The sequence below is a fragment of the Corynebacterium sp. HMSC073B01 genome (genome assembly GCF_001838255.1).
GTDB lineage: Bacteria > Actinomycetota > Actinomycetes > Mycobacteriales > Mycobacteriaceae > Corynebacterium > Corynebacterium jeikeium_D.
The window spans coordinates 1-25785 of record NZ_KV836187.1 but is presented as its reverse complement, the minus strand read 5'-3'; the positions used below and the strand labels follow the sequence as shown (position 1 = coordinate 25785).

27 protein-coding genes are annotated in these 25785 nt (G+C 58.9%); 9 read left to right on the top strand and 18 right to left on the bottom strand.

Translation table 11 applies throughout. The annotated features are described in order from the left end of the window. Positions 1–15: 15 nt before the first annotated feature. The 4 genes from rsmA to metG form a co-directional block, all read right to left on the bottom strand. The gene (gene rsmA / locus HMPREF2849_RS10325) at positions 16–930 is read right to left on the bottom strand and encodes a 16S rRNA (adenine(1518)-N(6)/adenine(1519)-N(6))-dimethyltransferase RsmA (RefSeq protein ID WP_049171269.1); all 915 of its coding nucleotides are present in this window, start codon (positions 928–930) and stop codon (positions 16–18) included. Positions 931–995: 65 nt separating this feature from the next. Next, positions 996–2147: a resuscitation-promoting factor gene (locus HMPREF2849_RS11495; protein ID WP_272715417.1), complete on the bottom strand. Its 1152-nt coding sequence runs from the start codon at positions 2145–2147 to the stop codon at positions 996–998. Positions 2148–2314: 167 nt separating this feature from the next. Beyond that, on the bottom strand, positions 2315–3139 hold the full coding sequence (locus HMPREF2849_RS10315; RefSeq protein ID WP_049171274.1) for a TatD family hydrolase: 825 nt from the start codon (positions 3137–3139) through the stop codon (positions 2315–2317). Between the two features lie 15 nt (positions 3140–3154). Then, the gene (gene metG, locus HMPREF2849_RS10310; protein ID WP_070602803.1) at positions 3155–4981 is read right to left on the bottom strand and encodes a methionine--tRNA ligase; all 1827 of its coding nucleotides are present in this window, start codon (positions 4979–4981) and stop codon (positions 3155–3157) included. Between the two features lie 126 nt (positions 4982–5107). Between metG and HMPREF2849_RS10305 the strand changes: the two genes are divergently transcribed. Continuing rightward, entirely contained in the window at positions 5108–6349 is a 1242-nt protein-coding gene (locus tag HMPREF2849_RS10305; protein WP_070862956.1) for an aminodeoxychorismate synthase component I, read from the top strand. On the opposite strand, the gene HMPREF2849_RS10300 is transcribed toward HMPREF2849_RS10305, so the two are convergent. Next, positions 6346–8022 carry a BCCT family transporter gene (locus tag HMPREF2849_RS10300; protein ID WP_083327241.1) on the bottom strand — a complete coding sequence of 559 codons (1677 nt, stop codon included), beginning with the start codon at positions 8020–8022 and terminating at the stop codon, positions 6346–6348. The genes HMPREF2849_RS10305 and HMPREF2849_RS10300 overlap by 4 nt on opposite strands. A 160-nt stretch (positions 8023–8182) precedes the next feature. Further along, positions 8183–9037, bottom strand: coding sequence for a 16S rRNA (cytidine(1402)-2'-O)-methyltransferase (gene rsmI / locus HMPREF2849_RS10295; RefSeq protein ID WP_187401012.1), 855 nt, complete (start codon positions 9035–9037; stop codon positions 8183–8185). A gap of 82 nt (positions 9038–9119) precedes the next feature. On the opposite strand from rsmI, the gene HMPREF2849_RS10290 reads away from it, so the two are divergent. Further along, the gene (locus HMPREF2849_RS10290) at positions 9120–10676 is read left to right on the top strand and encodes a dolichyl-phosphate-mannose--protein mannosyltransferase (protein ID WP_070862954.1); all 1557 of its coding nucleotides are present in this window, start codon (positions 9120–9122) and stop codon (positions 10674–10676) included. Here HMPREF2849_RS10290 and HMPREF2849_RS10285 read toward each other — a convergent pair. From HMPREF2849_RS10285 to HMPREF2849_RS10260, 6 genes are all read right to left on the bottom strand, one after another. Next, complete coding sequence (locus tag HMPREF2849_RS10285; protein ID WP_049193057.1) at positions 10673–11455, bottom strand: zf-HC2 domain-containing protein; 783 nt, start codon at positions 11453–11455, stop codon at positions 10673–10675. The two genes, HMPREF2849_RS10290 and HMPREF2849_RS10285, sit on opposite strands and share 4 nt — an antisense overlap. Before the next feature lie 51 nt (positions 11456–11506). Beyond that, complete coding sequence (locus tag HMPREF2849_RS10280) at positions 11507–11911, bottom strand: DoxX family protein (protein ID WP_038629133.1); 405 nt, start codon at positions 11909–11911, stop codon at positions 11507–11509. Positions 11912–12147: 236 nt separating this feature from the next. Further along, positions 12148–13440 (bottom strand): divisome protein SepX/GlpR, encoded by a 1293-nt coding sequence (glpR, locus tag HMPREF2849_RS10275; protein WP_070605164.1) that lies wholly within the window; start codon positions 13438–13440, stop codon positions 12148–12150. A gap of 173 nt (positions 13441–13613) precedes the next feature. After that, positions 13614–14246 carry a GNAT family N-acetyltransferase gene (locus HMPREF2849_RS10270; protein WP_049171292.1) on the bottom strand — a complete coding sequence of 211 codons (633 nt, stop codon included), beginning with the start codon at positions 14244–14246 and terminating at the stop codon, positions 13614–13616. 30 nt (positions 14247–14276) lie between these two features. Then, the gene (gene glp, locus HMPREF2849_RS10265; RefSeq protein ID WP_070862953.1) at positions 14277–15548 is read right to left on the bottom strand and encodes a molybdotransferase-like divisome protein Glp; all 1272 of its coding nucleotides are present in this window, start codon (positions 15546–15548) and stop codon (positions 14277–14279) included. An 80-nt stretch (positions 15549–15628) separates the two neighbouring features. Next, on the bottom strand, positions 15629–16603 hold the full coding sequence (locus HMPREF2849_RS10260; RefSeq protein ID WP_070862952.1) for a UTP--glucose-1-phosphate uridylyltransferase: 975 nt from the start codon (positions 16601–16603) through the stop codon (positions 15629–15631). 132 nt (positions 16604–16735) lie between these two features. Between HMPREF2849_RS10260 and HMPREF2849_RS10255 the strand changes: the two genes are divergently transcribed. The 3 genes from HMPREF2849_RS10255 (at position 16736) to mscL (ending at position 18730) form a co-directional block, all read left to right on the top strand. Beyond that, positions 16736–17410, top strand: coding sequence for a 5-formyltetrahydrofolate cyclo-ligase (locus HMPREF2849_RS10255; protein ID WP_070862951.1), 675 nt, complete (start codon positions 16736–16738; stop codon positions 17408–17410). 105 nt (positions 17411–17515) lie between these two features. Further along, complete coding sequence (locus HMPREF2849_RS10250; RefSeq protein ID WP_224433571.1) at positions 17516–18061, top strand: SAF domain-containing protein; 546 nt, start codon at positions 17516–17518, stop codon at positions 18059–18061. Between the two features lie 252 nt (positions 18062–18313). Then, on the top strand, positions 18314–18730 hold the full coding sequence (gene mscL / locus HMPREF2849_RS10245) for a large-conductance mechanosensitive channel protein MscL (protein WP_016423268.1): 417 nt from the start codon (positions 18314–18316) through the stop codon (positions 18728–18730). 292 nt (positions 18731–19022) lie between these two features. Here mscL and HMPREF2849_RS10240 read toward each other — a convergent pair whose 3' ends face one another. From HMPREF2849_RS10240 to HMPREF2849_RS10215, 6 genes are all read right to left on the bottom strand, one after another. After that, positions 19023–19568 (bottom strand): MogA/MoaB family molybdenum cofactor biosynthesis protein, encoded by a 546-nt coding sequence (locus HMPREF2849_RS10240; RefSeq protein WP_016423270.1) that lies wholly within the window; start codon positions 19566–19568, stop codon positions 19023–19025. A 96-nt stretch (positions 19569–19664) separates the two neighbouring features. Continuing rightward, entirely contained in the window at positions 19665–20984 is a 1320-nt protein-coding gene (locus HMPREF2849_RS10235) for a S1C family serine protease (RefSeq protein ID WP_070545938.1), read from the bottom strand. A 158-nt stretch (positions 20985–21142) separates the two neighbouring features. Beyond that, positions 21143–22699 (bottom strand): sensor histidine kinase, encoded by a 1557-nt coding sequence (locus HMPREF2849_RS10230; protein WP_049189711.1) that lies wholly within the window; start codon positions 22697–22699, stop codon positions 21143–21145. Next, positions 22699–23391, bottom strand: coding sequence for a response regulator transcription factor (locus HMPREF2849_RS10225; RefSeq protein ID WP_005511429.1), 693 nt, complete (start codon positions 23389–23391; stop codon positions 22699–22701). The genes HMPREF2849_RS10230 and HMPREF2849_RS10225 overlap by 1 nt, the downstream gene beginning before the upstream one ends. A gap of 242 nt (positions 23392–23633) precedes the next feature. Continuing rightward, entirely contained in the window at positions 23634–23807 is a 174-nt protein-coding gene (gene rpmF, locus HMPREF2849_RS10220; protein WP_005511439.1) for a 50S ribosomal protein L32, read from the bottom strand. A 21-nt stretch (positions 23808–23828) separates the two neighbouring features. After that, positions 23829–24095 (bottom strand): type B 50S ribosomal protein L31, encoded by a 267-nt coding sequence (locus tag HMPREF2849_RS10215; RefSeq protein WP_005511390.1) that lies wholly within the window; start codon positions 24093–24095, stop codon positions 23829–23831. A gap of 456 nt (positions 24096–24551) precedes the next feature. Here HMPREF2849_RS10215 and rpmB point away from each other — a divergent pair, with 456 nt between their 5' ends. The 4 genes from rpmB to rpsR are packed head-to-tail and all read left to right on the top strand — an operon-like array spanning position 24552 to position 25531. Beyond that, positions 24552–24788, top strand: a complete 237-nt coding sequence (gene rpmB / locus HMPREF2849_RS10210; RefSeq protein ID WP_016423274.1) for a 50S ribosomal protein L28 — start codon at positions 24552–24554, stop codon at positions 24786–24788. Between the two features lie 3 nt (positions 24789–24791). Further along, positions 24792–24956 carry a 50S ribosomal protein L33 gene (gene rpmG, locus HMPREF2849_RS10205; RefSeq protein WP_005511413.1) on the top strand — a complete coding sequence of 55 codons (165 nt, stop codon included), beginning with the start codon at positions 24792–24794 and terminating at the stop codon, positions 24954–24956. Positions 24957–24959: 3 nt separating this feature from the next. Continuing rightward, entirely contained in the window at positions 24960–25265 is a 306-nt protein-coding gene (gene rpsN / locus HMPREF2849_RS10200) for a 30S ribosomal protein S14 (protein WP_005511414.1), read from the top strand. Positions 25266–25279: 14 nt separating this feature from the next. Next, the gene (rpsR, locus tag HMPREF2849_RS10195) at positions 25280–25531 is read left to right on the top strand and encodes a 30S ribosomal protein S18 (RefSeq protein WP_005511410.1); all 252 of its coding nucleotides are present in this window, start codon (positions 25280–25282) and stop codon (positions 25529–25531) included. Positions 25532–25785: the final 254 nt, after the last annotated feature.

Here is a 25785-nt window from a genome sequence, read left to right as displayed (position 1 = left end):
ATTGCCTGTCCTTTATTAAAAGCGCTGGTCTCGTGAGACCTCAGCGAGACGAACGAAATCGGCAATTTCAAGCTTCTCTCCTCGCTGCTTGGGGTCAATCCCCGCTGCCATAAGCGCCTCTTCGGCTGCGGCACCAGATCCGTAAATCCCCGATAGGGCCGCCCGGAGGGTCTTGCGGCGTTGCGCAAAAGCAGCGTCGATAAGCGGGAAAAGGCGTGCGCGGAACTGCGGCGAGATTTCCCACGGGGCCTCGGGGGCATCGGCGGTCTTGGAGTTCTCTGGAGCGTCGGAGCGAGCGTAGCAGTCAATGCGAACGAGCCCGGAATCAACCTTGGGGACCGGCCAGAAGACGTGCGGACCAATGGCACCGGCGCGACGCACTGTGCCGTAGTAGGCGGCCTTGACACTGGGGACACCGTAGATCTTGGAGCCCGGCTGAGCCGCCAGCCGGTCAGCGACCTCAGACTGCACCATCACGAGCACGCGACGGATGGTGGGCAGCTCGGCAAGCATGTGCAGGAGCACCGGTACAGAAACGTTGTATGGCAGATTGGCCACCAGCGCATCTGGGGCAGTCTGAAAGTCCTCGCGGCTGACCTTCAGCGCGTCTTTCTCAATGAGCTCAAGTGCGCAGCCCTCGGCGCGCTCAGTGACTGTCTGGGGCAGACGCGCCGCCAGCCGCGAATCGATTTCAACAGCCGCCGCGCGGCCGCAGTGTTCGAGCAGCCCGAGGGTCAGCGAGCCCAAGCCGGGGCCAACCTCAACAGGGTAGGAATCCTCCGGCAAGTCCGCCGCAGCGACAATTCGACGCACGGTGTTGGCGTCGTGGACGAAGTTCTGCCCCAATTTCTTCGTCGGGACAATATCCAACTGCGCCGCCAAGTCGCGTACTTCGACCGGCCCCAAGAAAGAAACTTCTGCTTTAGTCACAGTTAGATACTACGGGGTCAACACAAAAAATAGGCTTAGCTCGTTATGGCTAGACGGAACTAGCTTTAACGAAGCCCCATGGAAGCGGTACAAGCGGGCCATGCGCCCCAACCCTGACCAGCCTGGACACGCTCAGCGACAGCAATCTGCTGCTCGCGGGAAGCCTGCGATGCACGCGGTGCATACTCAGTACCGCCGTAAGCTGCCCAAGTGGAATCGGTGAACTGCAGACCACCGGAGAAACCGTTACCGGTATCGATAGCCCAGTCGCCGCCGGACTCACACTGAGCCAGCTGATCCCACACGCCGTAGCCGGCAGCCGGAGCTGCAATGCGGGACTTAGTGCCCTGGCGAATAGTGGAGATACCCGGAGCCTTTAGCTCCTTTTCTTCCAGGACCTCGCGTCCGAGCTCTTCACCATCGCGAGAGGTGACCTTGACCTGACGCTCTACCTGGCCCGGTTCACCTTCCTGCTCAACGATGCGCTCATCTTCGAACATCGAATCATCTTCAATGATGTTCTCGTGAGCTGGAATCTCCTCAGTCTCGGTGATGGTCTTATCAATCAGACGAGACAGAGCGATGCGCATCCCCTCGGTGACCGGAGCATCCAGACCCGGCTCGACGGTGTCATCTTCACGCAGTTCAATGCCACGCTGAGCCAGCACATCTCCGACGGTCATAGCCGGGACGGTCAGGTCGATGTCCTTGGCATCGTCGTGAAGCACAATATTCTTGGCACGAACGACGTCGAGTTCGACTCCCTTAGCGGAAATCTCGCCCTTTTCGACCTCGACCTTGTCCTTATCGGAGATGAGCCCCTGCTTCTTCAGACCTTCAATCAGCTCATCGGTAGTGATGGCATTGGTCTTGTGCTCCTGCGGCTTGCCATCGACAATCATCGTGACTGGCTTGGCAGAGCGGTAGACCAGCTTGCCGCCGTCCGTGAGATCGCCCTGACGCTGAACCAGGTCGCCACCGGTGGTTTCGACACCAGCCTTCTGCAGAATGGCCTTGTCATCCTTGGACCAGGTTGCGATTTGCTCAACCTTACCGTCGATTTCGACGGTGATGGTGTCATAGTTGGATGCTGCGACAGTACCACCCAGAGCAACAGCAGCGACCAGACCGCCTGCGGCAATCTTGGACGAAGTGGAGACTCCGTCATTAGCACGATTGAGATGACGCTTCTTCGCAGCACTCACGGGGTTCGTCACAGCCTTTCGGAGGATGGGGCAGCTAGCAAATGAAAGAAATACAGTTTGTAACAGTACGGTAAAGATTCAGTGTTGTCTAAAATATATCGATAAAAGTGACGGGAAATACAACAAACCGCCCCGGCTGCATTTCCACAGCTCAGGGGCGGCAATACGCCAGCACGTGCTTAAATGCCGTACACCCGACGTGCATTATCCGTCAAAATCTGTGCCATCTCCTCCGCCCCGATTTCTCGGGCTGCGGCCATCGCACGCGCCTGATGACCGATAAAAGTGGACTCGTTGCGCGCACCTCGGAAAGGCTCCGCGGTCATGTACGGGGCATCGGTTTCCACCAGCAGCTGCTCCGCCGGCGCCTCAGCCACAGCCTGCCGCAGGTAATCATTGCGTTTGAAGGTCACGTTGCCGGTAAAACTCAGCAGGTAACCGCGTGCAATGGCTTCGCGGGCAACCTCGATGGGCGAAGAGAAACAGTGCAAAATGACCGTATTGTCGTAGCCGTCCAACGCCGCCATCAGGTCTTCATCGGCGTCGCGGTTATGAATCATCAACGGCTTGCCGACGGTTGCTGCGAGCTCCATATGCCACTGCAACGCAGCCAGCTGTTCGCTCTTCGACGCGCAGCCGTCGAGGGAATCCAGCCAGTACCAATCCAATCCCGTCTCCCCCACGGCCACAACCCTGGGGTCGGCAGCCATTTCGGTTAAGCGGGCCTTGGCGTCGTCGTCAAGCTCGTGCGCGCGCGTCGGATGGATGGCGGCGGCGGCCCAGACGTTGGGGTGCGCGTGCGCAGCGGCAAAGGCCAGTTCGGTTTCCGGCATGCCATCGCCGACCGTGCAGACTCCGACGACGCCCGCTGCGGCGGCCCGGTCCATGAGCGCCGCAATCTCTTCCGGAGTTTGCGCCCCACAGGACGCGAGATGCGTGTGGGCGTCAAACAGCGGAGTGAGATACTCCGCGGGTTCTGCAATCTTGCGTTTGCGCTTTCCCATACCTCTACTGAGCCCCTACTTCACCTGTGCCCACTCAGGGCCGTGCTCAGCCAACTCAGAGTCGAGCTTGGAGAAAATCGGCTTCGGCTTGGCAAGCTGCGTACCCGGCTCAATGTCGAAGCGATGCCAGGCGGCCTTCTGATTGACGTAGTCACCAGTGATGATTGGGTAGCTCCTGCCCTCTGCCGGCAGGTCTGCGCCGACCGGTTCGACCGGCATGTCGTCCTCGACTTCCTGGACTTCCGGCATTGCGGCCCAGATGCCCTCGCCGCCCAGGGTCTCGAAGACCTTCTGCGCGCTTTCCGGCAGGTACGGGGTCAGCAGGACATTGGCGTCGCTGACTACCTGCAGCGCTGTCCACAACACAGTGGCGAGACGCTCACGCTGGGACTCGTCCTTCGCCAGCTTCCACGGCTCCTGCGCAGCAATGTAGGCGTTCGCCTCCCCGACCAGGTGCATTGCGGCAGTAATACCGGCGCGGAAACGGGACAGTGCGAGTGCGTCGCCGACCTCGGCGAAAGAGCGCTCAGCCAGGTCGAGCAGTTCACGGTCAGCGTCGGTGAGCTCGCCCGGAGTTGGCACCTCACCGAAGTTCTTGAAAGCCATGGACACGGTGCGGTTGACCAGGTTGCCCCAGGAGTTGGCCAGCTCGTTATTCACGCGGCGGACAAACTCATCCCAGGTGAAGTCGGTGTCCTGGTTTTCCGGACCAGCCATGGCGATGAAGTAGCGCAGCGGATCCGGACCGAACTCCGCCAGGAAGTCCTTCACATAGATGACAACGCCCTTGGAAGAGGAGAACTTCGAGCCCGACATGGTCAGGTACTCCGAGGAGACGACCTCCGTCGGCAGGTTCAACTCACCGAGCTCCCCGACTTTACCTCCGCGGGAGCCTTCGCCACGGTAGCCCAGCAGCTCAGCCGGCCAAATCTGGGAGTGGAAGGTGATGTTGTCCTTGCCCATGAAGTAGTAGGACAGCGCCTCCGGGTCATTCCACCACTTGCGCCACGCTTCCGGGTCACCGATGCGCCAGGCCCACTCAATGGAAGCAGATAGGTAACCGACGACAGCGTCGAACCAAACGTATAGTTTCTTGGTTCCGTTTTCCGACCAGCCCTCCAGCGGAATCGGAACACCCCAGTCAATGTCACGGCTCATTGCGCGCGGACGGATGTCCTTCAGGATGTTCAGGGAGAATTTCAGCACATTTGGGCGCCAGTCCTTGCGCCCTTGAAGCCACTCGGTCAAGGCCTCTGCCAGCGCTGGCAGGTCTAGCAGGAAGTGCTCAGTTTCAACGAACTTCGGGGTCTCGCCGTTGATTTTCGACACCGGATCAATCAAATCGGCCGGGTCAAGCTGGTTACCGCAGTTGTCACACTGATCACCGCGGGCACCGGACGCACCACAGATTGGGCAGGTACCTTCGATGTAACGATCCGGCAGCGTCCGACCTGTCGACGGGGAAATCGCACCCATCGTGGTCTGCTTGACCATGTAGCCGTTTTCGTAGAGCCCGCGGAAGAGCTCCTGGACAATCGCGTAGTGGTTGCGCGTGGTAGTGCGCGTAAACAGGTCGTAGGAAAGCCCCAGACCCGCGAGGTCCTGCACAATCTGGCGGTTGTAACGGTCGGCCAATTCCTGGACAGAAACGCCTTCCTTCTCCGCTTGCACAAGCAGCGGCGTGCCATGCTCATCAGTACCGGAGACCATCAGCACGTCATTGCCAATCATTCGCTGGTAGCGAGCGAAAACGTCCGAGGGGACTCCGAAACCTGCAACATGGCCGATATGTCGCGGACCGTTAGCGTACGGCCACGCAACTGCTGTGAAAATGCGAGACATATCTAACAGGGTAATAGATGACCTGCCATCGCGATGAACTGTGTCCCTTACGGAGTCCTCATGAAGTCCACATGAACTGTCCCCTACCATCATCGCGCGCATGCGCACTCACTACGCTTATGTCCTATGTCCACTCGGTCTACCTCCTCCGGCTCGGCTGCTGACTTCACTTCGCGTGCGACCACTGCGCTGGCACGTCTTATCGCTGCCGGTCATCGTCCCGCCGCACTCATCGGCTCCTGGTTCGGTTATCGCGCGGTTCTCGCCGCCAACGTCGAGCTCACTGCCTGCGAGTCGGCAGCGCTTTTCACCAGCCCCGACCCCGATGCGTGGATCTTTGGGTTCCGCCCCTACTCCGGCACCAACGCGCACGGGGTCGCTACCTGCGTCGCGTTGCTTGCCGACGACGGCACGTGGCATTTCGACGGCCCTGGCACCGGTGACCCCTTTAATCCGGATTTCCAAGCCCTTCAGGAGGCCATCACTTACTCGCGCGAAAACACGCGTGACGACGCGCTCCCCGCGGCCACACCACTGGAGTGGGATCAGGGCGACCGAGAGCGCCACCAGCTTGCGGTGACAAACTGTAAGGAGGCAATTGCCGCAGGCGAGGTGTATCAAACCTGCATTTCCACGCGCTTTCACGCGGAGCTGGCAGCGAGCGACTCTGCACTAGCCCACGCCGGCGCGTGGTTTTCCTCCCGCGTGGCGCGGTATCAACCGGCTCGAGCAGCATTCTTGCCCGGCAACCTCGATGTTGGAATTCCAATCCTGGCCTCGCTGAGTCCTGAGGAGTTCCTCATCCGCGCAGGCACAAGCGTGACTGAAACTCCCATCAAAGGCACGATTCCCGCTGACCACTCCCCGGATGAGCTATTGCGCAGCGACAAGGACATCGCCGAGAACATCATGATTGTCGACCTGGTGCGCCATGACCTCGGTCAAGTTGCCAAGACCGGCACCGTGAAGGTCACAGACCTGCTCAGTGTGCGTCCGGCACCGGGCGTGTGGCACCTCTTTTCCACAGTCTCCGCGGAGCTTCCCGATCAGCTCAGCCACGCTGAGCTGATTGAAGCCTGCTTCCCACCGGCCTCGGTCACCGGTACACCAAAGCTGCGAGCAATTGAGCTTCTGCGCGAATGGGAGCCCGAGCCCCGTGGCGCTCACTGCGGCGCAATTGGTGCGGCCCACGGGGATGCGCTTGAGCTCAATGTCGCTATTCGTACCGCTGAGTACGCAAAAGACCCGAACTCGGGGAGAGTTCGGGTCGAAGCTGGCATCGGCGGTGGCATCACCATCGGGTCTACACCCGAGGGCGAATGGGCCGAGATTGAGGCCAAGGCCGCACCGCTGCTGTTGGAAAGCTAGTTGCGCAATTTACGAGCACGGCGGCGCTCGCGCTGTTCGGCCGCTTCCGCCAGGCGGCGCTCACGAGCCATGCGCAGGGCAAACTGACGCTGTTCCTTGTCATCGAGGTACATCGGATCGTCGGAAAGCCCCTTAACCAGCGACACCATCAGCGCCAAGATAACAATGACGAACGGGCTTGCCGCCAAAATGGTGATGTTCTGCAGGTTCGACAGGGCATCGCTGCCACCGGTGACCAATAGGACGATGGCAATCAGAGCGGTGAAAATACCCCACATAGCAGTGACCGTGCGCGACGCTGTGAGTCGACCGAACTGGCTCATGGTCCCCATCACCGTGGAGGCGGAGTCTGCCGAGGTAATGAAGAAGGTAGCCAGCAGAATCATTGCGATAGCGGAGGTAATCGCGCCACCCGGCAAGGATTCCAGCAGATTGAACAGCTGACTCTCGGCCGAACCGTCACCGTAGATGGACGCACCCTGCTGCTCGCGGGTAATGGCGGTGCCACCAAAGATGGAGAACCACACTGCAGAGACAATCGACGGAACGGCGACGACGGTGAAGACGAACTCACGGATAGTACGGCCGCGAGAAATACGTGCGATGAACATACCGACAAACGGCGACCATGAGATCCACCAGGCCCAGTAGAAAATTGTCCAGGAAGAGAGCCATTCACCGGCGGTGCCGTCAGCGGAAGCACTGGAGCGGGAGGCCATCTCAAAGAAGGAATCCAGGTAGCTGCCAATAGAGGTCGGAATCAGGTTCAGAATCACCACGGTAGGGCCGAGGACCAACACCAGCAGAGCCAGCAGACCTGCGGCAACCATGTTGAAGTTCGAGATGTACTGGATGCCCTTGCCCACGCCCGACAGTGCAGAGACCAAGAAGGCACAGCCCAGAACGAGAATAAGACCAATCCACAAAGGTGCGCCCTTGATGGCGTTGAACCCGTTGATTTCCAAACCGGCGGAAATCTGAAGTACGCCAACACCGAGAGAGGCTGCCGTACCGAAGACGGTGGCAAAAATCGCAAGCGCGTCGATAAGCTTGCCCAACCGCCCCTCAGCGCGACGCGCGCCGATGAGCGGGATGAACGCCGCCGAAATCAGCTGCTTTCGGCCGAGGCGGTAGGTCGAGTAAGCAATTGCGAGACCGACGATGGCGTAGAGCGACCACGGGTGCAGAGTCCAGTGGAACATCGTCGAAGCCATGGCGGTACCGACTTCCTTCGGCTGGTGGCCCGGCACGCCATCGCGATAGAAGGTCAGCGGCTCAGCGACACCGTAGAACATCAGACCGATGCCCATACCGGCGGCGAACATCATCGCAATCCAGCTAGGCGTGGAAAACTCTGGTTTCTCGTTGTCCTTGCCCAAGCGGATGTGACCGAACTTGGAAATCGCGATGGACACAATGAAGAAGACAAAGACGGTACTGGCCAAGATAAACAGCCAGCCGATGTTCTCCACGACCCAGTTCAGAGAGCTAGATGCAAACGTCGAGAAACTATCCGGCCACGCCAGGCCCCAGACGATGATTGCCAGAATTGCGACAACGGCGGGGATGGTAACCCCGAGGTTCACGGGAGCGTGAGAATCGTCGGCCCTGACTTCGCCGACGACTGACTCCCCTACTTCTTGTTGTATTTCATGCTCTGGTGGATTCGTCATTCCTCCACCATGTCCACCATTGACCTGGGATTTCAACTCAGGATGTGGATTCTCTCAGGTTTTCCTCATTTCCCGTCTGAATTACAAAACTCCCAATAACGACGTTTCCCCTGTTCACCGTCGGGTGCCGAGGAATTTTCCGCCACAAAGTAACAATCAGTTAACGATTTTCGTCCCGAGCTGCTAAAACGGCCTGGTAGAGATCTCGATGCTTCGTCATTCCCGCCTCTGCTGCAACCTGCTTCGCGGCATCCTTCAGTCGCATGCCATCAGCCACGAGCTCCTCCACGCGGTCAACCAAGCCCTCCGTGGATACCTCCGTTGCCTGCTGCCCCGCGCCTTCAATCACCACCGTAATTTCGCCGCGGACACCTTCCTCCGCCCACGCAGCCAGCTCCCCCAGCGTCGCACGGCGAGTCTCTTCAAAACGCTTGGTCAGCTCACGGCTTACCGACGCGCGCCGCTCCTCACCCAAAATCTCCGCGGCATCGGCCAACGTAACAGCCAACCGATGCGGCGACTCAAAGAAACAGCAAGCCCGCTTCTCTGTCTTCAGTGATTCCAACCATGCCCGGCGCGCCCCCTGCTTACGCGGTGCAAAGCCATCGAAGCAAAAGTGGCCGACACCCAACCCGCTGAGAGCCAATGCGGTAGTCACCGCGCTCGGCCCCGGTACGCAGGACACGGGCACGCCCGCGTCGTGAGCAGCCGCCACCACAGCCAGGCCAGGATCCGACACCACCGGCATCCCCGCATCGGTCACCACAATGACTTTCTGTCCCGCCTTCGCCGCCTGAATCAGCGACTCAGTGCGGCTCTCTTCGTTGTGATCGAAGTTCGAAACAAACTTCCCCTTGGGGGAAATGCCCAGCGCTGTGGCCAGGTTGCGTGCCCGCCTGGTGTCTTCCGCGGCGATGATATCGGCGTCGATAAGCGCACCGCGCAAGCGGTCGGAGGCATCGGCGATATTGCCCAGCGGCGTTGCCACCAGAGTGATGCCAGGGGCCAGCGTCATTGCCTCGCTAAGAGGCGCGTTCTCGTGCGGTTGGAAGTTCGATGCCGAATGCGTCATGATTCCATAGCTTAAACTGACATTCGTGACTGATGCCGCTTTAACCCCACCACCGGAAACCGAGCGCCGCGCGAAAAAGCGTTTCCTGCGCCCGATTCCCCCGGTGCCCTCGCTGCCGCCACTGCGGCGGTGGGACAAATGGGATACCGCCACTTTTGTGGTTCTCGGAATCGTCGCAGCGCTAACGCGTTTCATCGGGCTTGCTGCCAAGACCGACAATGGCACCCCGCTCTTCGATGAGAAGCATTATGTGCCGCAAGCATGGCAGATTCTGGAGTCCACCCGCGACCCCATCTCATCCGGCATCGAGGACAATCCCGGCTACGGTCTGATTGTGCATCCGCCAGTGGCCAAGCAGGTCATCGCCTTGGGCGAGTGGATCTTCGGTTACTCACCAATGGGCTGGCGGTTTATGTCGGCGGTGTGTGGCACGCTGGTCATACTGCTGCTCATGGACATCGTCCGACGCATCTCTCGCGGCTCGCGGTTGGCAGTGGGTATCGCTGGTCTCTATGCGCTTGCCGACGGAGTGCTGTTTGTCTCCTCCCGGGTCGGCATGCTGGACATGATTCAGACCTTCTTCATCACTGCGGCCGCGTGGGCACTTCTCATCGACCAGGCCGATGCCCGCAAGCGCCTGGAATCCGCCACGGAGCTAGGTAGTTTCGGCCCCTATCTCAGTTATCGCTGGTGGCGACTGCTCGCCGGCATCATGCTGGGGCTTGCCACCGGGGTGAAGTGGTCTGGCCTGTATTACATGGCCGCATTCGGTCTGTGGTCCGTCTTCACGGATCTGGTCTCCCGCAAGGATGCCGGTGCGCACAAACCCGTGCTCGGCGCGCTCGCCCGTGATACCGCCCCGGCGTTGCGTGATCTGGTGGTAGTCCCGCTGGGCGTTTACTTCTTAAGTTGGCGTTCCTGGTTCGCCGAAGAAACGTCGGTCTATCGCCATGTCTCGCCCGAAGACCGCGATACGGGACTCCCCGGCACCGACTGGCTTCCCGAGGCCCTGCAGAACTACCTGCACTACCAAAACAGTGTGCTGAAGTTCCACGCCGAGCTGACCACCTCTAATGGCCACAAACACCCTTGGGAGTCCAAGCCTTGGGAGTGGCTGGTGAGTTGGCGGCCAATGCTCTACTACTCCACCGAAACCACCTGCAGTGACGGCCAGGAGTGCAAGGGCTGGATGATGCTCTTTGGCACCCCACCCATCTGGTGGTTGCTGGTCCCCGTGGTCCTGTGGGCCACATGGCGTTGGCTCGGCCGCCGCGACGGCCGCTACGCGCTGCCAGTCATCGGTTTCCTCGCCTCGTGGCTGCCGTGGGTCATCGGCTACGACCGGCAGATGTACTTTTTCTACGCCACCGCGCTGATTCCATTCGTACTCATCGCCTTTGCTCTGCTTGCCGACGATCTCTCACACTGGCGGCCCCGCGGTAAGCCGGTGGGGTTGGTAATCGTTGGCACGCACGCCGCACTAGTGGTGACCGCGTTTGTGTTCTGGCTGCCGATTTTGACCGGCTACCCGCTGCCTCTCAACCACTTTGAATGGCGGTTCTGGTTGCCGTCTTGGAGCTAGTCCCGCTGTGGTGGCACGCCTGTGACCGGCAACCCCGAGGCGGCCCGCCATGCCTGTGCGATTGCCGTCGGCGTATAGCCACCCAGCCACACAACGGCCAGCGTCAAAGCGGAGACAAACATCAAGGCCAGACCAGCGATCTCTGATGCTCCCTGGGCACCGATGAGAATGTCACGAATACCAAAACCGATGCTGAACGTGGCGACGGCACCGTAGACCGGCGCCATGCCCATGGCAGCACGCGGCCGCCAAGCAGCCCAGAACAATCCCACTGCCAATGCAAGCCGAATTGCCGCGAGTTGAATGGCAAGGCGTGCTCCGAGCTCCATTGGGTCAACGGTGGCAGTGGAACCGTCGATAGGCGATCCCGTGCTTGTTGCGATTCCCGCACCGTCCTGCGGCTGTGTCGAGGAAAGTCCAAGCGTCATCATGTCGGAGGCGTCGACCAGCGTCGCAATCCCCCAGACCGCCCAGCAAAGTCCCAATGCGATGAGCACCCCGCGGGCTGTGCCGGCTATGAGCAGCCAAGCGCGCTCACGCCGGCGGCGCTCCGGTTCGATAGAGACCAAAATGCGCTCCGAGAGATCATCCGTGGAAATCTCCGGCATGCCATCGGCAGGCCCAACCGTAAGGGCGCGGTTCAGCCGCACCGCTCGCTCGTACCAAGCTCGGCACTCCTCGCAGGCCCCAAGATGGGCATCGATGACTTCATCGGCAATACTTGCCTGCTCGCCATCGAGGCGAGCGGACAATGCTGCGCGAATTTCCTCGCACTCCACGGGGAATCTCCTCCGCTTTTAACTCTTAAGGGGGTTGTACCTAATGAGGTCTTACCTGATGAATTGCCTGTCCAAACTGAAACGGCCGGCTCCGAAAACGAAAATCATCACCAGACCGCCGATGAGTGACATCACGAGCTCCGCACCGTTGTCGCGGATAAACAGGCCATTGCCCAGGTGCATCGACCACCAGGCACCAATCATCTCAATGATGAAGACCATCGCCACCGTCGGGGCCAAGAGTCCCAGAATCAGCAACGCGCCTCCGACCAGTTCGACTAGAGCGACAACCCAGACCGTCAAGTGCGCCTGCGGGATATTCGCAGCGACAAAGTAACCGGTCGTCTTGTCAATACCGGTGATAAAAATCTTGTCCCAGCCATGGCAGATGAAGATAATTCCGAGTATTAGGCGGAGAATCACGAGCGCGATATCGCGCATTACCGGTCGATCCATGAGGGACATGCTACCCGACGGCACGGTCAAAGCACGGTAGCACTGCGGCAGCGAAAGGCCAGCGACTTTAACATGCAAAAAGACTTCTCCCAACCCCTCGGGAGAAGCCTTCCGCCAAACACACCCGGTGTGTCATGTCTTAGGTAGTGACATCGTAACAGGCCGAGTTTCTAACAAAAAATCGCGCTGACGTGCTCAGACAACTTTAAGGTTGTTCTACGGCTCAGCTCACAGGACTAGCTCACGCGAGCCTGCGGCATTTCGTCGTAATCGTCGTCATCAAAGCGGTAGTCAGTGTAGGCCAGATCTGCGAAATCCGGGTCCTCATCATCAAGCTCGACTACTACCGCGCCGGGACGGCGCAATCGCTGTGGAATTCCCAGCTCATCATCCTCACGGTTACGTACACCGAGGCGGGCCATCTTCATACGGCGAATTCGGCGAGCCCGCAGTTCCTGCTCTGCACGCACGGTGCGGCGCAGGTTGACCAGGTACAGGGTCATCAAGCCGACGCCGACCAGTGGAATCCACCAGGTCCAACCACCGGCGAAAGCAGCGATGATGACCGTGACTGCGATGAACGCTGCCAGCCCAGCAACAGAACGGCGGCGGCGAGCAAAGCGAGTCTCAGCGTACTGGGCATCCGAAATCGGATCGAACCCACCGCGACCACGGCGCTTCTCAGCGAACGCGTAATCATCCTCGGTCAAGGTGTCATCGACAGCGACTGCGTCATCGGTGGACTCGACAGCGTGGTCACTGTCGTTCTCGACGGTCGCATCGAGTTCTGCCTGCTCGTCTACGGTGTCTGCTGCCTCTTCAGTTTCAGACAAAGCGTCAGCAGACACAGCTTCTACGTCAGCAGACACAGTCTCGGCCGCCGCACCGGAATCAGGCTCGGCCTCAGATTCAGCGGCATCTTCGAACATCAAATCATCAGCGTCGACGAATTGACGGCGAACGTCAACGCTCACATCGGAAGAGGACTCATCTGCGCGAACCACATCACCTTCGGCGGAGGCGACGGCGGAATCAGATTCAGTCTCCTCGTCATCAACGACAGCCTGCAGCGACTGGTCTGCAGACTCACTATCGGACACGTCCATGTCAGAGCGGTCAGAGAACTCAGCAGTGGCTTCCTCGGTAGCGGAATCATCCGCCTGCGGGGTCTCCTCCTCTGCATCTGCCGCTTCCAGCTCGTAGACGATATCGCCGTCGACGACGGCCGGGTCGGCCGCCTCGTCCACGGTGTCGTCGATAAGCACGTCGCTGACATCAAAGTCATCGTCAACCTGCGCGTCAACGGTTTCGAGAGAATCGTCAACTTCCTCGGTCACGCGCACGTCCGACTCCTTAAAAGACGGACGACGGCGCGTCGTGGCCAACTCCTCGCCACCACGATGCAGCACGCGGGTCTTACCAAGCGCATCAGAGGTACGACGAATCGGCTTGCGCGTATTGACCACCAGCGGGGCCAGCACAAACAGCCACAGTACAACGATGAGTATCAGCAACAGTGAAGTTGACATATTTTGCGTCTCCTTGCGATTTCGCCCGGGGTTTCGCCGTCTCTCCCCGGCCCACATACGCCGCCCACATGCCCTTCCACAGAGGCATTTGCGAAGGCAGTCAGCGTATCTAGAGCGAATTCGCCCAATAGTAGAGTTGTCATCACCCTATCGGCGTGCGTTACTCAGACTACTCAGGCGCGCCGTTGCGGTGGGTATTTCTCCGCCTCTTCATATTGCGCACGACCACTCGCCACGATGAGATCCACTGCACTGTCCTCCCCCACCCGCGCATAGGTCAGATGATCGCGCCACGCGCCATCCATATGGAAAGCTTCCCGCGCCACGCCTTCGTACTCGAAACCACAGTTTTCCAGTACGCGTATCGACGGGACATTGCTATCCAACACAGTCGCTTCAATTCGGTGGACGCCAACTCTCTTGGCATAATCCGATGCCAACGCCACTGCAGCAGTGGCGACTCCTCCACATGTAAAGCCGCTGCCGACCCAGTAACCGATCCAGGCGTGAGCGACGGGGAAAGGCGTAATACCGCCGAGTGTGAGCATGCCGGCGAACTGGCCGTCTACCTCAATGGTGGAGACAATCATGTCTCCCGCAGCCTCTGAACGACGCCAACTGCGCAGGTTACGGCGGAAAACAGAAGCCCTGTGGGCATTATCCCAGTCGTCGGCGAGGGTTGGCTCCACGGGGCGCAAAATGGGCTCGTCGCGCAGCCGCAGTGCCCGCCATGCAGGGGCATCAGAGCGCTCTGGCACACGCAGGCGGACTCGGCCGCCACTGGTTACTAGACGAGAAGTACGCACGGCAACGATACTCGCGGTAGTTGGGTGCGGTTAGGCCTGGCGCGCCATGAACAGCACGTCAACTACATCTCCCGGACGCACGTGGAGCACGTCTTCCGGAATCACGATGAGGCTGTTGGCTTCCGACATACCGGCCAATAGGTGGGCTTGCGCACCGCCGGAACCTCCCAGCGGCTGCACCATGTATTCGCCGGTCTCACGGTCACGCATGAGCTGGCCACGGATATACCCGCGACGCTTCTCCGCCGACTCGATCGGGCCGACAGCACGAGCTGTGACAGCACGGCGGCGAGGATTGCGCTTACCTAGCGCCAGTCGAATGAGGGGACGAACCATAACCTCAAAAACGACCAATGCGCCGACCGGGTTCGACGGCAGCAGGAACGTTGGAATCTTGTCATCTCCCAGGAGACCAAAGCCCTGGACCGAGCCAGGATGCATAGCGATGCGGGAGACATCAACCTCGCCCAATTCAGCCAGCACACGGCGAATCTGCTCACCCGCGGCACCGCCGACAGCCCCCGTGATGACCAAAAGCTCACTGCGAATGAGCTGGCCCTCGATGATTTCCCGAATGCGACGGGGCTCACCGGTGGCAATACCCACTCGGTGCACCTCGGCCCCAGCATCGCGGCCGGCTGCTGCCAACGCGTAGGAGTTGACGTCGTAGACCTGACCGAGGCCTGGCGTGCGGTCAACATCGACCAACTCATTACCAATGGAAATCACGGACATACGCGGCTTGGGGTGCACCAAAACCTTCGAACGCCCCACTGCTGCCAACAATCCAACCTGCGACGGCGAAATTACCGAGTCCAAGGACACCGCCACGTCACCCGGCTGCACGTCGTCGCCGACCTTCCGCACAAAGTCACCGGAGTAGACCGGATGGAGAACATTAACTCGACGGCCACCGCGGTCGGTCCAGTTTAGGGGCACGACAGCGTCGGCAAGCGATGGCAGCGGCGCACCAGTTTGTACGCGCACGGCCTGCTTCGGCTGGAGACGCATCGGGTGGTGAGAGCCGGCTGTCACCTCACCGACAACAGGCAGCTCGACCTCGCGAAAATTAACATCACTCTGACGCGCATCCGGAGGTAAAGAACCAGATTCGCCGACGATATCGACAGCGCGCACCGCATAACCATCGATTGCTGACTGCACGAATCCCGGTAACGGCTGCTCAGCGATGACATCCTCAGCGCACAGCATGCCGAGGGATTCCGAAATAGCAACGCGCACAGGATCAGGCATCACAGCGTGTGCGGTGATTGCCGCCAACTGTTCTTCCACAGAACGCATGTTTTACCTTCCTCGGCACCAACCCGCGGTGCGCTTTATGGCTATTCAGCTTCTCAGTACAAGCCTCTATAAAAAAGGCTTTAAGCCTGTTCATCCTGCGCCAGACGCTGCTGCATGTAGTCGCGCAGCCCCTCGCCGTAGTCCGGATGCCTGAGTCCAAAGTCTACGCAAGCACGAATGAAGCCACCAGGATTTCCCAGGTCATGGCGGAACCCCTTGTGAACGACCACATGAACCGGATGCCCCTCTTGAATCAGCAACTCAATTGCATCGGTGAGCTGGTACTCGCCGCCCTTACCGCGCGGGATGCGGCGCAGCGCATCGAAGATGGCGCGATCGAGCAAGTAACGTCCGACTGCAACGAAGTTGGATGGAGCATCCGCAGAATCCGGCTTTTCCACCATGCCCTTGACTCGCTTCACATCGTCCCAGGCATCAGCGTCGGCTGCGTCTGCACCGAGCTCACCAGACTCCGCCGGGGTAGCGTCCTCGATATCGAAGACACCGTAGTTGTAGACCTCTTCGTGAGGAATTTCCAGCGCACACAGCACCGAACCACCAAAGCGCTCGCGCACTTCCGTCATCCGATCCATCACGCCCACTGGGAGCACGAGATCGTCGGGAAGCATGACAGCAACGCTGTCCTCATCGTCTTCGAGCAGCGGCTCTGCGACCAACACCGCATGCCCCAGGCCCAGCGGTCGATCTTGAACAACGGATTCCACGCGAATGACCTCGGTGGCGCGGCGTACCTTCGCTGCAATTTTGTCCTTGCCGCGCTCGGCGAGAGTCTGCTCAAGGTCCGGGCGCGGGTCGAAGTGCCCAAGCACGCCATCCTTACTCGGCGCTGTGACAATAGCCAGGCGTTGCGCACCAGTGGCGGCGGCCTCTTCAGCAATCATCTCGATGCCCGGCGTATCAACTACGGGCAGCAATTCTTTCGGCACTGTCTTGGTGGCAGGCAAGAATCGCGTACCCATGCCCGCGGCAGGAACGATGACAGTTCGAACCGGAGTAGTCATGTCCGAACCAGACTCTTTAGACGATGAGACCATAATGGCAACGATACCTATATAACTTCCATTTGCTCGGAGGCTGACCCCGCTTTTTCAACGCATTAATCAGAAATTTTCTCCTGCGCTGACGACAGAGGTCGCTCCCCTACCTGACAGAGTAGGTTTGCAGGTATGGCTCCGCTTCCCGAAACCACGTCTGATTTCAAAGCCCGCACACGGCACGAGGTACTCGCCGCACGCGCCGCCAAGGGGCAGCGTGAGCGCATGCTTGACGACGAAGCACTGGTACAGCGGTTGCAAGAATGGTTATCCAATACCGTCGGCGACCTCGCAAAACCCATCATTGCCGCCTATGTCCCCGCTGGCGACGAACCCGGCGCAAGCGTTTCTAGTTCGACTGGTGGTGAGCCCGGCCAGGGCTTTGTGGAAGCTCTGGCCAACGCGGTTCCCGGAGCACGAATTCTGCTTCCCGTCTGCCCGCCCGGTCCACCACAACCGCTGCACTGGGGTTACTACAACGGCAGCTTCCACAAGGGCCGATTTGGACTCTTGGAACCTGTTTCGGTGGAAGACTCTGCTGGCCCAGCTGAGCTGGGTGTTGCCGACGCCATTATCCTGCCGGCAGTTGCGGCCGACCCCGCAACCGGGATGCGGTTAGGGCGTGGCGCTGGTTACTACGATCGCAGCTTGGTTTTCGCTCGACGCGACAGTGATACGGATGGGGTGAGAGCTGCGGCCATCGCTGTTGCAGTTTTCAACACCGAATTGCGCACGGAGCTTGCCTACGATGAGCACGACATTCCTGCCGATTATGTGATCACGCCAGCGGGGATTTCACAGATTTAATGGAACCGATTCCGGGATTTTCGCGCCTAACTTAATATGAGCCCAAAATATTCGTCCCGGTTTCCGCGTCCATTCCGAAAGCTCCGCCCCACAACTATTCGGCGGATGGTTGCCCTCACTGTTTTCCTATGCGCAGTCGGCCTGGCGGCGGTGGAGTCATTGACACCCCGCAGCGGCCATATTCGGGTAGTGGTTAGCGCCAAATCCATTGCCGCTGGCGCATCGGTGGCAGAACAAGATGTGGCTTTCAAGGACATTCCCCGGGAGCTCGTTCCCGGTGGAGCCGTAACGGACATCGCCTCTGTGCGGGGACGCACCCTGGCCACCGGCATGTCACCGAGAGAGATAATTACAGAGCAGCGAATGGTCGGCCCGTCACTTGCCAAGTCGCTGACGGGGACGTCGGAAAGCAAAATTATTGCCATCACGTTGACTGATGCGGGCATTGTGTCCGCTCTTCGCACTGGTGACAGCGTGGATATTGTGTCGACAGCGGATGAGCGCGGGGTGGCGGCGCCGCTTGCACACGGGGCAAGGGTGGTCAACATCGTCGACGATGAGGTGGTCTTGGTCGCTCTGCCCACCGGCGCCGCGGAGGTGGTGGCTGCGACATCGCTAGCATCTCCGCTCACACTGTTACTCGCGGGTTAGTGACCAAAATCTCACTGGTTCAAAGATTTTATGGTCCTGAACAGTGTTTTTCGCAGAAAGTTGACTTGTCCCACAACTTAGTGCGGGGATACAATGGCCAGGCAATTCAAAACTACGATTAGAGCGAAGAAGAGTGGCACTGCCTGATATCGCACTGCCCCGTTTCTCAAAATCGTATGGGCCTGCCATGAGCAACACGATGACTCACAGGTCTCGTTTGGTTTGTTCCGTTTCTACAGAAGGAAATTTCCTATGCTTAAGGGCTTTAAAGAGTTCATCATGCGCGGCAACGTCATCGACCTGGCGGTCGGTGTTGTCATCGGTGCTGCGTTCACCGCAATCGTCACTGCTTTCACCGACAGCCTGCTCGAGCCGCTGCTGAACACCATCGGTGGCGCAGAGGTCACTGGCCTTGGCTTCGAAATCATCAGCGGCAACCCGTCGACCTACCTTGACTTCGCAGCTGTCATCACCGCAGTCATCAACTTCCTGCTGGTCGCAGCGGTTGTCTACTTCGTCATCGTTGCTCCGATGAACAAGTTCAACGCGATGCGTGAGGCTCGTCTGGAGACCTCCGCTGAGCCGGAGGTCACCGAGGCTGACCTGCTGACTGAGATTCGTGACCTGCTGGCTGAGCAGAACGGCAAGCCGAAGACGGAACTGAACTAGCCTCTAGCTGCTAGTTGCAGGCTTCCGATAAGAAGCGAACTAATGCTTTTACACAGCGCTCATCCCCAATGGGGTGGGCGCTGTTTTATCCAATAGTCCACATCAAAATCACGAGCATCCTCCGGGGATTCATCGTGATAGTGCACTGTGCGCGCGGTTTTCGCACTGCGTGACTGGGCAAAGTTTTTCGCCGGTGCACCTGCGCGACGACGTTGCCTACGGCTGCCACTGCGCGGCGCGGCTTGCTCTTGCTCTTGCTCGGGCTGATTGGGATGTTTGGCGTCGCCCATTCCTAGACGCTCCAGCGGCAGAGGTCATCAAGCACATGTGAGACCAGCGGGAGAATTGTCGCCATGCCATCGCGCACTGCAGCGCGAGACTCCGCGAGATTGACAATCACTGTCTGACCGGACACACCGGCCAAACCGCGGGACAGCCCCGCATCCAAGGCGCCAGCTCCCATACCGGAGTTACGAATAGCCTGCTCGATGCCCTGCAGCCGCACATCAAGAACCTTGCGAGTGGCATCCGGAGTCTTCGCACGAGGACCAACTCCAACACCGCCCACCGTGACGACCAAATCTGCGCCACCGACAACAGCGGTATCTAGAGCCTTCCGGATCTCACGCTTGACTGCACCAGTGCTGACCACGGCATCGACCGAGTAGCCGTCTTCTTCCAACAGCTCAACCATGAGCGAAGCCGCACCATCCGGGTTCTCGAAATGGTCCCCCACGAGGACAACGAACGCATTTCGGACCTGGCCGTCGTCGTTGATAAGACGCTCCATCTCAGCGAGGTTGACGTCACTTGGCTCAGTACTCACGGTTTCGCTCATCTGCTCTATCTCGCTTTCTCCCACAGCTTTTCACTCGAAGTTTCACTCGAAAACTCTTCTACAGATGGTGAGGTACTAACTCCACCACGCTGCCTATCAATCCTGGGCTTCTGCCAAGGTGACATCGACCGTTCGCTCGTTGCCGCCTCGCTCATCTGTAACTGTAAGTGTGACAGAATCCCCGATCCGATGCGACCGAATAGCCGCAATTAGTGCAACGCCGTTGTCAAGTGTGCGGTCATCAACCTTGGTAATCAGGTCACCATCTTTCAGACCCGCCTTATCAGCTGGGCCACCTGGCGTTACTTCTCGCACCAGTGCACCACGTGCAATCGGACGCGAATCGATCTGGGCACCAATGACAGGCATCCGCGCCTTGCCGGAATCGATCAGGTCTTCCGCTATGCGACGAGCCTGATTAACCGGAATTGCGAAACCAAGGCCAATGCTGCCCGCCTGTTCCGATGCCTCACTGTTAGAGGCAATCACGCTGGGCACACCGATGAGGTTGCCTTCCATGTCCACTAGCGCTCCGCCGGAGTTACCCGGATTAATCGCCGCATCGGTCTGGATTGCATCAATGACCGAGGACTGACCGTCTTCACCAGCGGCGGTCACCGGACGGTTCTTAGCGGAGACAATGCCCTGCGTAACAGTGGAGGTCAGTCCCAGTGGCGAACCAACGGCCACCACTTCCTGGCCAACCTGAACCTGCGAGGAGTTGCCCAGCGAGATTGGTCGCAGCCCGTTAACACCTTCAATTCGAATAACGGCAATATCCGTAGCCGCATCCCCTGCAACCAGAGTTGCCGGGTGCGTGGTGCCGTCGGAAAGCAGGACTTCCATATGTGCGTCCGGACCCGCGCCTGCAACGACGTGATTATTCGTCAGCACCAGACCGTCGGACGACAGAATGGAGCCTGACCCCGACGCCGTGCCCCGCTCCGAGACAGTGGTGATGGAGACGACACTGGGAAGGACCTTCTGCGCGACCTTCTCCACGGACCCCTCAGCTGCTGCTACCTGACGGGTTTCCGCAGGCTTATCCAGCGCGTTGTCCGCGGGGGCCGACGACTGCGAGTTGTGAACTACCCATGCGCCGACACCGCCACCGATACCGGCCGAGCACAGCATCAGGGCAGCGACTGCCAGCGCCCCCATGCCCTTAGCCCCCTGGGCACCCTTGGTCTTCTGCTGATTGGCCGCAACGTCCCACTCTGAACCGCCTCCGTAAGCGCCGTTCGGCTGAGACGGGATGGTGTTGTAGTGGGAATTCTCCCAGCCGCGCTCATTGACAGAAAACTGGTTTGTCTCACCAGCATCCCCCATGGCACGGTTCTCGCTGAAGTTGTGAGATTGCGAGGAGTAGTGTCCCCGCTCATCTCCTCGCGAGGAATCGTTGAAAGAGTTGCTCATACGTAATACCTTGCACTGTCTGTCTAACAATTGGCTGAGAGCAGTCTGCAGTCTCGCCGAAAATTCCCCGAATGAAACACCGAATCCCCGCCACGCACTTCCTTAAAAGGCTGCGCGCAGCGAGGATTACATCAGCTTTGACGTGGGGTTATGCGTTTCTAGCTAGGCTCTTGAGCGGAATCGGAGTCGTCACCTTTTCCGCTGTGCGGACTGCCCGGCAGCGTTACTCTCATCAAGGCACCGCCATCATCGGACTCATCGGCAGTAATCGTACCCCCGTGGCGGACGATGACCGACTTCACAATGGCCAAGCCCAGGCCGGATCCAGGCATCGACCGCGACTGAATGGAACGGTAGAAACGCTCGAAGACCTTGTCTCGATCTTCCTTCGGGATACCTGGCCCCGAGTCCGCCACCGTGAATTCAGCAACAACCTCGCTGAGCGGCGTCAGACGAACCCGCACGGTGCCATTTTCTGGCGACCACTTTGCAGCATTGTCCATCAAGTTCAAAACTGCGCGACCAAGACCCGCCGAATCCCCGTAGACATACCACGGAGCTGTCTGCACATCGAAAGTAATGTCCGGACGACGACGCTCAACACGCGCCAGCGACGTGGAAATGATTTCGTCGACATCGACATGCTCAATAACCTGTTGCGGGCCATCTTCGCGTGCCAGATCAACCAGGTCACCGACCAGCGTCGACAGCTCTTCCAGCTGTGCGATGACGTCAGCTTCCAGATCCGCGCGATCCTCATCCGAGATTGCCGCTCCCGAACGGGAGGCCATCATCAGCAGTTCAATATTTGTGCGTAACGACGTCAGCGGAGTCTTCAACTCATGACCAGCATCTGCAACCAGCTCCGCCTGCTTAATGCGCGACGCTTGAAGTGCAGCCAACATCTCATTGAAGCTGCGGGTGAAGCGCGCAAGCTCATCGTCGCCCTCCACAGGGATTGGGCGCAGCTCGTCGGTTTCCGTCACCCGCTCCGCAGCAATGCGCAGCCGAGTGACCGGGCGCAGACCCGTTGTTGCCACCGTAATACCTGATCCGATTGCGAAGAGGATTCCGATAGCAGAGATACTCAGCAGCACTGCACTGAGCGCTTTCAAGACCGACTGCGTCGAGCTCAGATCCTGCGAAAGGATCAGCGTCGCACCGTCTTCGGAGCGGACGGCGTATACACGACGGCCGTTGTACTCATCGGTGCGAATCGATTCCTGTCGATTCCCCCGCAACACCGCAAGTTCGGGGCCACCAATAGAGATTGAGCCACCGCCTTTGCCCGCCACACTGCCGTGGGCAAAGTACACCGCGTCCAAATCGGGGTTCAGAATCCTGTTCGAGTCCGCTTCAAAGGAGGGGCCAATGGCAAACTCCGAAGCGTACGGTGACATCAGCAGCTTTTCCGCCTGGCTACGGAGGTTACTGTCCACCTCGCGGTATAGCGCTGCCTGCACAGTAAAAAATGCAGCCAGCGTCATCAGCCCCACCGACATCGCCACAATGAGCGCTGTCAGAATAGTCAGCCGCCAACGCAGCGAAGGGATACGCGAGCTCCGCGGCAGGCCGGGAAGCGATTCCCCTGCCATCGTCTCAGTATTCGCGGACTTCTCTTGCTTACCGACGGTACCTTGCCCCGGATTGACCTCCGTGGCAGAACGCTGATTTGATTGCACGCCACCGCCGGTCGAACGACGACGGCGCAACATCACGGTGCGGTCTCCCGCATCACATAACCGACACCACGAACGGTGTGAATCAGACGCGGCTCTCCCTCTGCCTCAGTCTTACGACGCAGGTAACCAATGTAGACCTCCAGCGCATTGCCGGACGTCGGGAAGTCATAGCCCCAGACATCCTCCAAGATGGCGGTACGGGAGAGTACACGCCGCGGGTTGCTCATCAGCAATTCCAGCAGCGCAAATTCTGTACGAGTGAGGCTAATGCGGCGTTCACCGCGGAAGACCTCACGAGTTTCCGGGTCCAAGGAGAGATCCTCAAACTGCAGAGTTGCGGCATCCTCCATCGCAGGCACTTCCAAAGCAGAACGACGAAGTAGCGAACGGACACGAGCGAGCAGCTCTTCCAATGCGAACGGCTTGGGCAGGTAGTCATCTGCGCCGGCATCAAGACCAGCTACGCGCTCGGAGACCGAATCACGTGCAGTCAACATCATGACCGGCAGATCATCGCCTTCGCTGCGCAGCCGACGGCAAACATCCAGGCCGTCCAGCTTCGGCATCATGACATCCAAAATGGCCAAATCCGGACGATCCTTGGCAATCTTTTCCAAGGCCTCTGCGCCATCCTCGGCGAGCTCGACCGTGTAGCCATTAAAAGTCAACGATCGCCGCAACGCTTCGCGTACCGCTTGATCGTCATCAACTACCAAAATCTTCATACTGCCCATTGTGCCTTGAAAATATAAGGTGAGTGTAAATGTGACACAGATTCTTCGTGAGAGTGCTCCCATAAAACCTGGCCATAGAACTGAAAAACCTCACCCCATCGCCGAGTACAAGCGATGGGGTGAGGTTTAAAAAGCTCTTTATCAACTGTTCCTTACACACTGAACGCGCTCTGGGCGCTCGAAGCGCTCTTCGGTTCAGCGAGGAACGTTGTCAGCATCCTAAAAGATGCGCGTTAGAACTTCTCGACGTCAACCAGGCCGAGCTGAACAGCCTTGGCGATGCGACGAGGAACGTTGTAGACGCGACCGTTTACCTTGACTTCCTGGAGAGCGACGTTGTTGCTCTTCCACTGGGAACGGCGAGCGCGGGTGTTAGCACGCGACATGCGACGCTTTGGTACTGCCATTTTCTTATTCCCCTCCTATTCTTAGTTCTTCTTCGCGCGGCGAATGCGGTTACCGTAACGGCGCTGGAACTTCTCGACGCGACCAGCGGTGTCCATGACACGCTGAGCACCGGTCCAGAACGGGTGCGACTCGCTGGTGACGTCAACGACGATCAGCGGGTACTCGTTACCGTCTTCCCACTCGACAGTGCGGTCGGAGGTGGCGGTGGAACGGGTAAGGAAAGAGTGACCCGTGCCTGCGTCCTTGAAAACCACCGGGTGGTAATCAGGATGGATGTCCTTCTTCATTAATTCTCGTTTCCCTCAGGATTGAACTTCAGGTCGCTTTCCCCCAGCTAAGAGTGAGAGAATCGTGCCTGAGTTGGGTACGAACACGACTTACAATGACACGCACCGGGTCAATATTTCTATAAACCGGCATGTGACACTCGATGGAATATTACAGGCTCGAGCCCGAAAATTAAAAAAGGGCCCTGCACTAACGCCCGTCGACAAGCACGAACTCTATGACGACACTCGAGAGTCGCACCGAGAAAACCACAGTGGAACAGCGATTAGGTTATCCCGCAACTCGTGTGTAAACTGTTCTCTCGCTGTTGTCTAGTTATTCGTTTACGCGCTCAGCGTCGAGTGTCAGTGGGCAGCGCCCCGGAAAAGGCCAGGTGGATTCCTCGGTTATTCAATAGTCCGGCGTGGCGCACCAGTGATGTCGGCATTGGGCGGCAAGGAAGCAAAGGAATCCCTATGTCGGCGATTTGCCAGGTTACGGGACGCAAGCCGTCTTTCGGCAAGACCGTGTCCCACTCCCACCGGCGCACGTCGCGCCGTTGGAACCCCAACGTGCAGCGTAAGAAGTTCTACCTCGCCTCTGAGGGGCGTCACATCACTCTGAATGTGTCCCCGAAGGGTCTGAAGACCATCGACAAGTACGGTATCGAGGCTGTTGTTGCTCAGATTCGTGCACGTGGGGAGAAGATCTAAAAAATGGCACGTAATGACATTCGTCCAATCATCAAGCTGAAGTCCACTGCGGGCACCGGTTACACCTACGTGACCCGTAAGAACAAGCGCAATACCCCGGACCGTATCACCATTAAGAAGTACGATCCGGTTGTCCGCAAGCACGTCGAATTCCGCGAGGAGCGCTAATTCATGGCTAAGAAGTCCAAGATTGCCAAGAACGAGCAGCGCAAGGAAATCGTCGCTCGTTATGCAGAACGTCGCGCTGAACTGAAGCGCATCATCAAGTCCCCGCACTCCACTGACGAAGAGCGCATGGACGCACAGTACGAGCTGAACCGTCAGCCGCGTGACGCGTCCCCGATTCGCGTCCGCAACCGTGACGCTGCAGATGGTCGCCCGCGCGGCTACCTCCGCAAGTTCGGTCTGTCCCGTGTCCGCGTTCGTGAGATGGCCCACCGTGGCGAACTCCCGGGCGTCCGTAAGTCCAGCTGGTAAGTCGAGGAGCACCAATGAAGCGCAATCACTCTAACAAGAAGGCGCGGATGGAGCAGTCCCGCCGCCCGAAGAAGAACCCGCTCAAGGCCGCAGGCGTTGAGAAGGTTGATTACAAGGACATTAACCTGCTCCGCCAGTTCATCTCTGACCGTGGCAAGATTCGTTCCCGCCGCGTCACCGGTCTGACTCCGCAGCAGCAGCGCCAGGTCGCTACCGCTGTGAAGAACGCCCGCGAGATGGCACTCCTGCCGTTCACCAGCCGCTAAAGATGGCTGGTCGGCGGGAGCCGATCATTCGAATACCCGCCGAAAGGCCTTATTTACGCGCTGGCCGCATGACGATACATGCGATAACAGCGTAAAACGGACTCAGTCCTTCCCCACCAAGGGGATTGGATTGGGTCCGTTTTTTATTGTCTAAAATATGCACTTATGCCCGCTCTCACCGAAATATTCACCGGCTTTGGTTCCGTCGCAGTACTGATCATTGTGGGTTAAGTGACAAAAAGTGTGTCCGCTCG

Bases quoted from the DNA above. Each gene is read 5' to 3' on its own strand.
- HMPREF2849_RS10315 (WP_049171274.1), bottom strand. From the start codon at position 3,139: ATGGGAAAGCGCAAACGCAAGATTGCAGAACCCGCGGAGTATCTCACT.
- metG (WP_070602803.1), bottom strand. From the start codon at position 4,981: ATGTCTCGCATTTTCACAGCAGTTGCGTGGCCGTACGCTAACGGTCCG.
- HMPREF2849_RS10305 (WP_070862956.1), top strand. From the start codon at position 5,108: ATGTCCACTCGGTCTACCTCCTCCGGCTCGGCTGCTGACTTCACTTCG.
- HMPREF2849_RS10300 (WP_083327241.1), bottom strand. From the start codon at position 8,022: ATGACGAATCCACCAGAGCATGAAATACAACAAGAAGTAGGGGAGTCA.
- rsmI (WP_187401012.1), bottom strand. From the start codon at position 9,037: ATGACGCTGGCCCCTGGCATCACTCTGGTGGCAACGCCGCTGGGCAAT.
- HMPREF2849_RS10280 (WP_038629133.1), bottom strand. From the start codon at position 11,911: ATGGATCGACCGGTAATGCGCGATATCGCGCTCGTGATTCTCCGCCTA.
- glpR (WP_070605164.1), bottom strand. From the start codon at position 13,440: ATGTCAACTTCACTGTTGCTGATACTCATCGTTGTACTGTGGCTGTTT.
- glp (WP_070862953.1), bottom strand. From the start codon at position 15,548: ATGCGTTCTGTGGAAGAACAGTTGGCGGCAATCACCGCACACGCTGTG.
- HMPREF2849_RS10260 (WP_070862952.1), bottom strand. From the start codon at position 16,603: ATGGTCTCATCGTCTAAAGAGTCTGGTTCGGACATGACTACTCCGGTT.
- HMPREF2849_RS10255 (WP_070862951.1), top strand. From the start codon at position 16,736: ATGGCTCCGCTTCCCGAAACCACGTCTGATTTCAAAGCCCGCACACGG.
- HMPREF2849_RS10250 (WP_224433571.1), top strand. From the start codon at position 17,516: ATGGTTGCCCTCACTGTTTTCCTATGCGCAGTCGGCCTGGCGGCGGTG.
- mscL (WP_016423268.1), top strand. From the start codon at position 18,314: ATGCTTAAGGGCTTTAAAGAGTTCATCATGCGCGGCAACGTCATCGAC.
- HMPREF2849_RS10240 (WP_016423270.1), bottom strand. From the start codon at position 19,568: ATGAGCGAAACCGTGAGTACTGAGCCAAGTGACGTCAACCTCGCTGAG.
- HMPREF2849_RS10235 (WP_070545938.1), bottom strand. From the start codon at position 20,984: ATGAGCAACTCTTTCAACGATTCCTCGCGAGGAGATGAGCGGGGACAC.
- HMPREF2849_RS10230 (WP_049189711.1), bottom strand. From the start codon at position 22,699: ATGTTGCGCCGTCGTCGTTCGACCGGCGGTGGCGTGCAATCAAATCAG.
- HMPREF2849_RS10225 (WP_005511429.1), bottom strand. From the start codon at position 23,391: ATGAAGATTTTGGTAGTTGATGACGATCAAGCGGTACGCGAAGCGTTG.
- rpmF (WP_005511439.1), bottom strand. From the start codon at position 23,807: ATGGCAGTACCAAAGCGTCGCATGTCGCGTGCTAACACCCGCGCTCGC.
- HMPREF2849_RS10215 (WP_005511390.1), bottom strand. From the start codon at position 24,095: ATGAAGAAGGACATCCATCCTGATTACCACCCGGTGGTTTTCAAGGAC.
- rpmB (WP_016423274.1), top strand. From the start codon at position 24,552: ATGTCGGCGATTTGCCAGGTTACGGGACGCAAGCCGTCTTTCGGCAAG.
- rpmG (WP_005511413.1), top strand. From the start codon at position 24,792: ATGGCACGTAATGACATTCGTCCAATCATCAAGCTGAAGTCCACTGCG.
- rpsN (WP_005511414.1), top strand. From the start codon at position 24,960: ATGGCTAAGAAGTCCAAGATTGCCAAGAACGAGCAGCGCAAGGAAATC.
- rpsR (WP_005511410.1), top strand. From the start codon at position 25,280: ATGAAGCGCAATCACTCTAACAAGAAGGCGCGGATGGAGCAGTCCCGC.